The organism is Microbacterium sp. ISL-103 (assembly GCF_018613995.1).
GTDB lineage: Bacteria > Actinomycetota > Actinomycetes > Actinomycetales > Microbacteriaceae > Microbacterium.
Window position 1 is genome coordinate 1 of the sequence record NZ_JAGGPD010000024.1, and the last position, 8,070, is coordinate 8,070.

10 protein-coding genes and 1 pseudogene are annotated in these 8,070 nt (G+C 68.8%); all 11 read left to right on the top strand.

Translation table 11 applies throughout. The features are described 5' to 3' along the window. Positions 1-963, top strand: a 963-nt coding sequence (locus J7E68_RS01200) for a DnaJ C-terminal domain-containing protein (protein ID WP_215169102.1), incomplete at its 5' end; no start/stop codon positions are given. 14 nt (positions 964-977) lie between these two features. Further along, positions 978-1,706, top strand: a complete 729-nt coding sequence (locus tag J7E68_RS01205; protein WP_215169110.1) for a 16S rRNA (uracil(1498)-N(3))-methyltransferase — start codon at positions 978-980, stop codon at positions 1,704-1,706. Positions 1,707-1,751: 45 nt separating this feature from the next. Beyond that, positions 1,752-2,099 carry an HIT domain-containing protein gene (locus J7E68_RS01210; protein WP_215169113.1) on the top strand — a complete coding sequence of 116 codons (348 nt, stop codon included), beginning with the start codon at positions 1,752-1,754 and terminating at the stop codon, positions 2,097-2,099. A gap of 64 nt (positions 2,100-2,163) precedes the next feature. Further along, the gene (locus tag J7E68_RS01215; protein WP_251048507.1) at positions 2,164-3,189 is read left to right on the top strand and encodes a PhoH family protein; all 1,026 of its coding nucleotides are present in this window, start codon (positions 2,164-2,166) and stop codon (positions 3,187-3,189) included. Positions 3,190-3,205: 16 nt separating this feature from the next. Beyond that, entirely contained in the window at positions 3,206-3,664 is a 459-nt protein-coding gene (gene ybeY, locus J7E68_RS01220) for an rRNA maturation RNase YbeY (RefSeq protein ID WP_215169123.1), read from the top strand. Continuing rightward, positions 3,661-4,956 (top strand): hemolysin family protein, encoded by a 1,296-nt coding sequence (locus J7E68_RS01225; protein ID WP_215169124.1) that lies wholly within the window; start codon positions 3,661-3,663, stop codon positions 4,954-4,956. The genes ybeY and J7E68_RS01225 overlap by 4 nt, the downstream gene beginning before the upstream one ends. After that, positions 4,949-5,845 (top strand): GTPase Era, encoded by an 897-nt coding sequence (gene era / locus J7E68_RS01230; RefSeq protein WP_251048506.1) that lies wholly within the window; start codon positions 4,949-4,951, stop codon positions 5,843-5,845. Before J7E68_RS01225 ends, era begins: the two co-directional genes overlap by 8 nt. Before the next feature lie 51 nt (positions 5,846-5,896). Continuing rightward, positions 5,897-6,421, top strand: a complete 525-nt coding sequence (locus J7E68_RS20220; RefSeq protein ID WP_215169126.1) for an RNA polymerase sigma factor — start codon at positions 5,897-5,899, stop codon at positions 6,419-6,421. After that, positions 6,414-7,394 carry a hypothetical protein gene (locus J7E68_RS01240; protein WP_215169127.1) on the top strand — a complete coding sequence of 327 codons (981 nt, stop codon included), beginning with the start codon at positions 6,414-6,416 and terminating at the stop codon, positions 7,392-7,394. The genes J7E68_RS20220 and J7E68_RS01240 overlap by 8 nt, the downstream gene beginning before the upstream one ends. After that, entirely contained in the window at positions 7,391-7,870 is a 480-nt protein-coding gene (locus tag J7E68_RS01245) for a hypothetical protein (protein ID WP_215169128.1), read from the top strand. The genes J7E68_RS01240 and J7E68_RS01245 overlap by 4 nt, the downstream gene beginning before the upstream one ends. Before the next feature lie 15 nt (positions 7,871-7,885). Then, positions 7,886-8,070: pseudogene (locus tag J7E68_RS01250) on the top strand (NADP-dependent oxidoreductase); the annotation flags it as partial.

Here is an 8,070-nt window from a genome sequence, read left to right on the forward strand (position 1 = left end):
GACGTCCTCAGCGACGACGACTCGCGCCGGCGCTACGACATGGGCGGCGGAGACGGCGCTGCCGGCAACTTCAGCGGATTCGGCGGGTTCGGCGACATCTTCGAGACGTTCTTCGGCGCGGGTCAGGGCGGCGGGCGCGGGGCGCGTCCGCGGTCGCGGCGCGAGCGCGGACAGGATGCCCTGGTGCGGGTCACGCTCGATTTGGGCGACGTCGTCTTCGGCGCGCACCGCGACATCGAGGTCGACACCGCCGTGCTCTGCGAGACCTGCAACGGCTCGTGCTGTCAGGAGGGCACCTCGCCCGTCACCTGCGACATCTGCGGCGGTTCGGGGCACGTGCAGCGCCAGGTGCGCAGCCTTCTCGGCAACGTGGTGACGTCGCAGCCCTGCGGCACCTGCGAGGGCTACGGAACCACGATCCCGTATCCGTGCGGCACCTGCGGCGGGCAGGGACGCGTGCGTTCGCGGCGCACCGTGTCGCTCGACATCCCGGCCGGCGTCGAGACCGGCCTGCGTCTGCAGCTGCCCGGCTCCGGCGAGGTCGGCAAGGCGGGCGGCCCGAACGGCGACCTGTATGTCGAGGTCACCGTCAACCCGCATCCGTCGTTCAGTCGTGACGGCGACGACCTGCTGGCGACACTCGAGGTGTCGATGCCTGACGCGATCCTCGGCACCGAGACGAAGATCCAGGGGCTCGACGGCGAGGTCGACCTCGAGGTCCGCTCCGGCGTGCAGTCGGGTGATGTGCTGACCATCAAGGGTCGCGGCATCACTCCGCTGCGGGGCACTCAGCGAGGCGACCTCCGGGTCGGAGTCCAGGTCGTCACGCCGACGAAGCTCGATTCGGCACAGCGTGCGCTGATCGAGGACTTCGCCAAGAAGACCAAGGCCCCTGGCCCCCAGCTGGCGCAGTTCCAGCAGGGGCTGTTCTCGAAGCTCCGCGACCGCTTCCGTTCGCACTGATCGGGACGACGCTCATGGCTCTGCACTTCCTCGTCGAGACCTCGTCGGATGCTCTGGTGGGCGACCTCGTGTCGCTCACCGGCGCCGAGGCCAAGCACGCGGCGGTCGTCCGACGGCTGCGCGTCGGCGAGGCGGTGACGGTCGGCGACGGCTCAGGCGTCTGGCTCACCGGGGTCGCCGAGGAGGTCTCTCCGTCTCGTGTCGACGTTCGTGTGTCGGCGCGAACCGCCGAACCCGCGCCGAGCCCGCGGGTGGTGCTCGTGCAGGCGCTCGCGAAGGGCGACCGCGACGAACTCGCCGTGCAGGCCGCCTGCGAGCTCGGGGTCGACGAGATCGTTCCCTGGCAGGCCGGCCGCAGCGTCTCGCGGTGGGACGGGCCCAAGGCCGTCAAGGGCCGCGAGCGGTGGGCGACGATCGTGCGAGAGGCTGCCAAACAGGCGCATCGGGCGTGGGTCCCCGCAGTGACGCCTCCGGTCTCGACCGCCGACCTGGCGAAGCGGGCGGCCACACAGCGCGTGCTGCTGCTCGATCCGGGCGCCTCGACGCGACTGTCCGAACTCGAGCCGGACGGCCGCGACATCGTGCTGGTCGTCGGCCCGGAAGGCGGCATCTCCGACGACGAGCTGACGAAGCTCGCGGATGCCGGCGCAGAACGCGTGCTGCTCGGCGATACGGTGCTGCGCACCTCGACCGCGGGCCCCGCCGCCATCGCCGTGCTGTCCGTGGCGCTCGGCCGGTGGTGATCGGCGCGACGGACCGGTCGGTGCTGCGATCAGTAGACTGAGAGCATGTCCGAACCCTCGATCTTCACGCGCATCCTGAACGGCGACATCCCGGGTGAGATCCTGCTGGACACCGGTCGGGTGTTCGCGATCCGCGACATCGACCCCCAGGCGCCGCTGCATGCTCTGGTGATCCCGAAGACCGAGGACTACCGCGACGTCACCGAACTCGCTCAGGGAGACCCGGGTCTGCTCGCCGAGATCGTCGCCGCTGCGAAGCAGCTCGCGTCTGAGCACGCGAACGGCGACTACCGCATCATCTTCAACAACGGCGCCAGCGCCGCGCAATCCGTCTTCCACGTGCACGCCCATGTGCTCGGTGATATCGAGGAGAACAAGCTCGTTGGCTTCTGACGAAAACGACTCTGTGACCGCATCCGACACCGCCGTCGAGAAGATCTACGTCGACGGTGTCGCCATGGTGCAGCTGCTCGGTCCACAGGATCGCCTGCTGCGCATGCTCGAGAAGGAGCACCGCGAGGTGCAGGTGCTCGTGCGGGGCAACGAGATCACGCTCTCGGGGACCGCAGACGCGGTCGCGAAGGCCAAGAACCTCGTCGACGAGCTGCTCACCATGACCCGAGCCGGACACGACCTGGCGCCGAGCGATGTCTCGAGCTCCGCACGCATGCTGCGCACCGATGGCGGCCCGCGCCCCAGCGAAGTCCTCGGCGAGGCGATCCTGTCGACCCGGGGCAAGGTCATCCGGCCGAAGACGGTGGGGCAGAAGGAGTACGTCGACGCGATCGAGGAGAACACGATCGTGTTCGGCATCGGTCCCGCCGGTACGGGCAAGACGTACCTCGCGATGGCGAAGGCCGTCCAGGCGCTGCAGCGCAAAGAGGTCGCGCGGATCATCCTCACCCGCCCCGCGGTCGAGGCCGGCGAGCGGCTGGGGTTCCTGCCCGGCACACTCACCGACAAGATCGATCCGTACCTGCGCCCGCTGTACGACGCTCTGAACGAGATGATGGACCCCGAGATCGTCCCCCGTCTCATGGCGACAGGGACGATCGAGGTCGCCCCTCTCGCGTACATGCGCGGTCGCACGCTCAACGATTCCTTCGTCGTGCTCGACGAGGCGCAGAACACGACGCCCGAGCAGATGAAGATGTTCCTGACGCGTCTCGGCTTCGGGTCGAAGATGGTCGTCACCGGCGACATCACCCAGGTCGACCTCCCGCAGGGGTCCTCGGGGCTCCGGCTGGTCACGCGCGTGCTCGACGGCATCGATGACATCCATTTCGCCCGGCTCACGAGCGACGACGTCGTGCGCCATTCGCTCGTCGGACGCATCGTCGACGCGTACAGCGAGTACGACGAGCGTCGCACCGCTCAGCGTTACGAGCGCGAGCAGGCGGCGGAGTTCGCCAATCGCGCCGAGCGCCGCGGCGCGCAGCGACCAGGACCCCGGGACCGGATGCCGAAACGCGGCCTCTCCTGATGAAACGAGCACAGCCATGATCGAGATCAACAACGAGTCGGCGATCGACGTCGACGAGACCGTGCTGCAGCGGCTGACCGACTTCAACCTCGCGCAGCTGCATGTCAGCCCCGACGCCGAGGTCGCGATCGTGCTGGTCGATGAGGGAGCCATGGAGGCACGGCACGTCCAGTGGATGGACGAGCCGGGCCCCACCGACGTCCTCAGCTTCCCGATGGACGAACTGCGCCCCGGCACAGAAGACCGCCCCACCGCGCCCGGTCTGCTGGGCGACATCGTGCTGTGCCCGCAGGTGGCAGAGACGCAGGCGCAGGCCGCCGGTCACACGCTGATGGACGAGCTGATCCTGCTCACCACGCACGGGCTGCTGCATCTCCTCGGCTTCGACCACGCCGAACCCGAGGACGAGCGCGAGATGTTCGGTCTGCAGAAGGAGCTCATCCAGGGCTTCGCCGCGGCTGAACGTCGCCGATGACCGCCGCCTTCCTGCTCGCAGGCGCCGTACTGCTCGTCGCGTTCGGCGGCCTCATGGCCGCGATCGACGCGGCTTTCGGTGTCACGTCGCGCTCGGACATCGCCGAGATGGGGTCCGAGGGGCGCCACGCCCGTCAGCTGGCGCGCATCGCCGCCGATCCCGACGCGCACGTGAACGCCGTGGCGTTCATCCGCGTCCTGACCGAGACCGCTGCCGCGGTGCTCGTCACCGTTGCGTTCAGCATCCTGTTCGACAACATCTGGTGGGCGATGCTCGCCGCCGCCGTCCTGATGACAGGTATCAGCTTCGTGCTCGTCGGGGCGAGCCCGCGTTCATTCGGCCGTCACCACGCCGAGAGGATGCTGCGCGCCAACGCGCCGGTCGTCCGTGGGCTGCGCATCATCCTCGGCCCCCTCGCCCAGGGGCTCGTCGTGCTCGGCAACCGGGTCACGCCCGGTCGCGGACGCAGCTCGTTCACCTCGGAGGAGCAGCTGCTGAGCATGGTCGACGAGGCGGCGTCGAACGACCTCATCGAAGCCGACGACCGCGACCTGATCCACTCGGTGTTCGATTTCACCGACCAGTTCGTGCGCGCGGTGATGGTGCCGCGTACCGAGATGGTGACCGTCGATGCGACGGCGACCACGAGCGAGGCGATGTCGTTGTTCCTGCAGCGCGGGGTCTCGCGCATGCCGGTTGTCGACGACGATGCCGACGACGTCGTGGGCGTGCTCTATCTCAAAGACCTCGTGCTGTTCGCCTTCCGCGATGAGAACGCGTGGAGGGCGGCATCGATCCGTCCCATCTCGCGCCCGGCGACCTTCGTGCCCGAGTCCATGCGCGCCGAGACGCTCCTGCAGCAGATGAAGCGCGACGCCGTGCACGTGTGCCTCGTGATCGACGAGCACGGCGGCATCTCGGGGCTTGTCACGCTCGAGGACCTCATCGAGGAGCTCGTCGGGGAGATCTCGGACGAGTACGATCAGGTGTCGGCAGAAGTCGTCGAACTCGGCGACGGACGCTACCGCGTGAGTGCCCGGCTCTCGCTCGAGGACGTCGGCGATCTCTTCGGCCTCGAGCTCGAGGACGAAGACGTCGACTCGATCGGCGGTCTGCTCGGCAAGACGCTCGGGCAGGTGCCGCAGCCCGGGTCGACCGTGACCGTCGAGGGCCTCACCCTGACGGGTGGGGCATCGCGAGGGCGAGGGCGTGGAATCGCCACGGTGTTCGTGGAACGCGCGGCACACGACGCGGCAGACACCGCAGATGAGAGAGACGGAAACGATGACTGAGCAGACGCGAAGCGGATTCGTCACATTCGTGGGGCGCCCGAACGTCGGGAAGTCGACTCTCACCAACGCGCTGGTCGGCGAGAAGATCGCCATCACCAGTGAGAAGCCGCAGACGACTCGCCGCGCGATCCGCGGGATCGTCAACCGGCCCGAGGGGCAGCTCGTGATCGTCGACACCCCCGGGATCCACAAGCCGCGGACGCTGCTGGGCGAGCGGTTGAACGATCTCGTCGAACAGGTGCTCGGCGACGTCGATGTGATCGGCTTCTGCGTGCCGGCGACCGAGAAGGTGGGGCCGGGCGACCGCAGGATCGCCGCCTCGCTCGACGGCTACCGCCGCGCGAAGAAGATCGCGATCGTCACGAAGACGGATGCGGCCGGACGCGATCAGATCACCGAACGCCTGTTGGAGGTCGACGCGCTCCGCGACGACTGGGATGCCGTGATCCCGATCTCGGCCCTCACGCGCGACCAGCTCGAGGTCCTCGCCGACGAGGTCCTCTCGCTCATGCCGCAGGGCCCTGCGCTCTACGGCGAGGGAGTCACCACCGACGAGTCGCAGGAGGATCGCATCGCCGAGATGATCCGCGAGGCCGCGCTCGACGGCGTGCGCGACGAGCTTCCGCACTCCATCGCGGTCGTGATCGATGACATCGCCCCGCGGGAAGGCACGGATCTGACCGATGTCCACGCGTCGATCGTCGTCGAGCGCGACAGCCAGAAGGCCATCATCATCGGGCACAAGGGCAAGCGCCTCGCCGACGTCGGTCGCCGAGCGCGGGTCGACATCGAGGAGCTTCTCGGCAGGAGGGTCTACCTCGGCCTGCACGTGAAGGTCGCCAAGGAATGGCAGCGCGACCCGAAGCAGCTCGGTCGCCTCGGGTTCTGAGATGCGACGCCGAGACGCGATGCGGATCGGGTGCTCCATCGGATCGACGGGGTGAGCGCCCGCGCCAGCGACCGCGAAGCCCAGAGGAACGAGGCGTTCACCACGCTCTTCGACGCCAACTGGGCCGCGGTCAGACACCATGTCGAAGGTGTGGTCGAGGACGACGCGGAGGTCACCGAGATCGTCTCGGAGATCTTCCTGATGGCGTGGTCCCGGCTCTCTCCGACGAAGCCCATGAACCGGGTCTGGCTGATCCGCGCGGCGGATCGGGTGTTGAGCGCGCGGACGGGGCGTGCGACGCTGCGACGCACGGCGCTCGATGCCGTGCACGGCGGGGTCTCCGCAGGCGACGTCGCGGACCTCACCATGCGGGCACGGGTCCTCGGAGCTTTGGGTGTCCTCACCGGACGCGAGCGGCGTATCATCATGCTCACGTACTGGGACGGGCTGGCGGTGGGGGAGATCGCTGAGTTGCTGCGCAGCCCTCGTGTCCGAGTGCGCAAGACGCTTTCGCATGCGCAGCGCAAGCTGCGTGGCGAGCTGGGACTGGAGGGGACGGAGGGTGTCGATGAATGACAACGCGCTGCTCGAACGCGTCCTCGTAGAAGCGGATCCTGCCCGCACGGCCCGCGACGCGGCACCGGATGACGCGGCTGCGCGCGCCCGTGACCGGATCATCCGCAGTGCCGCACGACCGCACCCCGAGCGCCGAAGCGCGCTCAGATGGGCGTCGGGTCTCGCCGTGGCCGCTGCGGCGGCCGTGGTCGCGGTGGCGGTGCTGATCCCGCAGGGTGCGGCGATGGCCGGATCTCCCGCGCCGCTCGACTTCGAAAGCGCCCAGAGCACGGCCGAGACGGTGAGCACAGCGCAGGCCGCCCTCGCCTCGACGGCAGGCCCCGCAGAACCCGAGCGCCTCGTGCGCTCGGCGACATGGGGGCTCGACATCAACGGGAACACGGGCGAGACCACCGTCGTCCCGCAACTGAACACTCTGCAGTGGGAACCGGATCTCTCGGGGCAGATGACCTCGGTGCGAGGAGTGCCCTACGACCCGACCGATGCGTCGGCGAACGTCGGTGCGGAGATCAGCAGTTCGGGTGAGGTCATCACGGATCTTCCGATGGAACCGGGGCAGTTCGTCACGCCCGTGCCCGACGAGTTCGGAGATTCGCGCGCGGAGATCGCCGCTGTCCTCGCCTCCTTCCAGATGCCGTCCGATCCGACGGGTGCGGACGTCGTCGCGGCGATGACATCGGTGCTCGAGCAGTGGACGCTCACGAATGCGCAGGAGGCGCAGCTGCTCGCGATCCTCGCCGACTCCGGTGGCGTCGAAGCGCGGGGGACCACCACGGATCGTCTCGGACGACCCGTGGCGGGCCTGCGAGTCGTCTCGCCGGACGGCGTCGCGAGCGACGTGGTGCTGCTCTCGCTCGATACCGGGCGGATCGTCGGCGTCGAGCGCACGAATCTCATCGACAGTGATCTCATCGCGGCGGGGGCCATCATGTCGTACACGATGTGGGACGTCGCTGAAGAACTCGTGAGATGACTCGGTCAGCGGCGGTCGTGCTCCTCCTCGGGGCTCTCGGCGCCCTGTTCACGGGCGGGCCCGCTTCAGCCGAGGTGTCCGTCGACGACGAGCGCGTTCCCGCTCTGATGCGCGAGGTGCTCGAGGAGGTGCCCGGCGGGAGGATAATCGACGCACAGCGCGCGGTATGGCCCGATCTCGGCATGGAGCTGTTCGTTCCGGATGGTGACCGCCCACGCGTGTTCGCGGCGGTGGGCACCTGTGCCAGCGCGCGGGTGTGCGTCTTCACGGGCTCCTCGCTGACCGGGGCGAGACTGTCCTGGAGCACCTGCGCCACCGTCCCGATACCGTCGTCATTCACGGCGAGGTCCGTCGCCGACGCACGGCCGAGCGGATACGCGCAGGCGCGAAGCGGCACGACGGTGCTGGCCACCGCTGTCGCGAACGGCTGGGCGAACGTCGTGGGGTCGGCGACCAACGTGCGATGCGTCCTCTGAGGGTAGGGTCGCGATATGACCCTCGCCACGCACTGGATCGCATCATCATGGGGCAGCCCTGACGGCTGGGAGTTCGTGGAGTACGAAGTCCCCCGACCCAACCACGGCGAGGTCACGATCCGCGTCCGTGCGGCCGGCGTGAACCCCGCAGACGCCAAGCACGCCGCCTCCCCGCGGCCCGGTGGGACGCTCCCTGTGGC